At 59.4% G+C, this 1,319-nt stretch carries 1 protein-coding gene; it reads left to right on the top strand.

The features are described from left to right. Positions 1-51: 51 nt before the first annotated feature. A partial coding sequence (gene ltrA / locus AB0D85_RS52265; RefSeq protein WP_362338787.1) for a group II intron reverse transcriptase/maturase occupies positions 52-1,319 on the top strand: 1,268 nt, incomplete at its 3' end.

Here is a 1,319-nt window from a genome sequence, read left to right as displayed (position 1 = left end):
CGCAACCTGCAAAAGCTCATGCTGAGAGCACGGAGCAATACGTTGGTAAGCGTGCGACGCGTCACTCAGCAGAGCACTGGCCGTAAGACCGCCGGTATTGACGGAGAGGTCGTTCTGACCCCCAATGGGCGAGCTGCACTGACCCAGGGGATACAGGACGGAAGCGACCGTCGACCGAGCCCGGTCAAGCGGGTGTACATCCCGAAGAGCAACGGGAAGCAACGGCCTCTAGGAATCCCAGTGATCAGGGACCGCGTCCATCAGGCGCGAGTCAAGAACGCACTGGAACCTGAATGGGAGGCTCGGTTCGAGTTCAGATCCTTCGGCTTCAGGCCAGGGAGGGGCTGCCACGACGCTATCGAAAGCATTTTTCAGATGGTGAAGGGGCCGCTCACTCATCGTCGATGGGTGCTGGACGCGGACCTGTCGGCGGCCTTCGACCGAATCCACCATGACCACCTGATGCGAGCCATCGGTGACTTCCCGGCGAGGGAAGCCATTAGGGGCTGGCTGAAGGCGGGGGTGCTGGAGCAAGGTAAATGGGCGCCAACAACAGAGGGTACGCCACAAGGCGGGGTAATTAGCCCTCTGCTGCTGAACATTGCACTGCATGGGATGGAGAGCGCCGCAGGGGTTGAGTGGTATGTGTCCCACGGGAGACCGGGCACGAAGCCAACAACTCCGGTACTCATTCGGTATGCAGACGATTTCGTCGTCCTCACGCACTCGCGTGAGAAGGCGGAAGAGGCCAGACGGGGAATGGCGAGATGGCTGGAGCCGAGGGGGCTTCGTTTTAACGAGGAGAAGACCCAGATCACCCATGTGAACGAGGGCTTCGACTTCCTGGGCTTCAATATCCGCAGGACCGGTGACGGAAAATGCATTATCCAGCCGAGTAAGGATGCGGTCAGGAAAATCCGGGAGAAACTGCGGACAGAGGTAAAGGCACTGCACGGAGCCAATGCCGCAGAGGTGGTAAGGAAGCTCACGCCGATCGTACGCGGATGGGCGACATACTACCGAGGGGGTGTGTCCAGTGCGACGTTCAGCGCTCTGGATGATTATGTGTGGAGGCTCACCTATAGGTGGGCAAGGCGCGCTCACCCCAACAAGCCGAACACCTGGGCAGTCAACAGGTATTTCGGCAAGTTCAACAAATCCAGGAACGATAAATGGGTATTCGGGGACCGGGGGACCGGAACCTATCTCCCTAAATTCGCATGGACCCCGATCGTCCGACACGTCATGGTAAGGGCAGGAGCATCCCCGGATGATCCCGCGCTCCAGGACTACTGGACGAATCGACGCCGTAAGAAGGC

The sequence above is a fragment of the Streptomyces sp. NPDC048277 genome, from assembly GCF_040652235.1.
Lineage (GTDB): Bacteria > Actinomycetota > Actinomycetes > Streptomycetales > Streptomycetaceae > Streptomyces.
This window is presented reverse-complemented; position numbering and strand designations above follow the sequence as displayed.